General features: G+C 73.2%; 1 protein-coding gene. It reads right to left on the bottom strand.

All coding sequences use genetic code 11. The features are described 5' to 3' along the window. Positions 1 to 923 (bottom strand): putative T7SS-secreted protein (locus tag E1265_RS36545; protein ID WP_132935224.1); only part of this gene is annotated, 923 nt, incomplete at both ends.

The raw sequence follows: 923 nt of genomic DNA, 5'->3' as shown, positions 1-923 counted from the left end.
AGTCCGCCGAGGGTGGTGAGGCCCTTCATGCCGGGGATGCAGTCGAGGGCGGCGAAGGCGACGTCCCACAGCGAAGCGCGGCCGTTGGCGTAGTCGTAGAGGGTGTCGGCGAGGACGACGAGGGCGGCGGCGAGGACCACCAGGGCCAGCGGGCCCCCGATGATCATCACGACGATGCCCAGGACGGCGACGACGACCTTGCAGACCTCCACGATGGTGTCCCAGTTGTCGGACACCCAGTCGATGGCGTCCTCCCACCACCGCCGGTTCTGGATGCCGGCGTCGGAGGCCTCGTCGATCTCGTCGGCGCAGGCCCTGGCCGCCTCCTCCCGCATGTCCCTGGCCTGCCGGGCGAGTTCGCGGGCCGCCGACAGCGCCTCCTCGGCGCCGTCGACGCGCGACTGGGCGGAGGACGCGGCCTGGTCGGCGGCGGACGCGTCCCGGGTCGCCGCCCGCACCTCGGCCTCGGACGGCGGCTCGACGCCCTCCCGCTCACCCTCACGCTCAAGCCGGTCGGCCTCCTCGCCCGCCCGCGACACCCAGTCCTGCGCGTCGGAGAGCGCCGCCTGGGCCGAGGAGAGATCGGCCTGCGCGGCGATCGCCCGGTCCAACGCCCGGTCCGCCATGCCCTGCGCCGTCTCCAGCTTCGGCCAGTACGACTGCAACGCCTGAGCCGCCATGTCGTACGACGTCTGGAGCTTCTCCAGATTGCCCGGCACCCCGTCGAACTCCGACCGGAACGCCTCGGCCGACAGGCCCGCCCAGTCCAGCACCGCGCGGTCCTCGGCCAGGCCACGCACCCGGCCCAACGCCTCGCCCACGTCGTCCGCGAACGTCTGCAGCTGGTCGGCCAGCGTGCGGACCTCGTCCGGGTCGCCCGGGGTCGGATCCGATTCCATGTCGACTGGAGACCAGTCAGCCGG

Source organism: Streptomyces sp. 8K308, assembly GCF_004348315.1.
GTDB lineage: Bacteria > Actinomycetota > Actinomycetes > Streptomycetales > Streptomycetaceae > Streptomyces.
The sequence above is the reverse complement of the archived record's forward strand: the minus strand, read 5'-3'. Positions and strand labels throughout refer to the sequence as shown.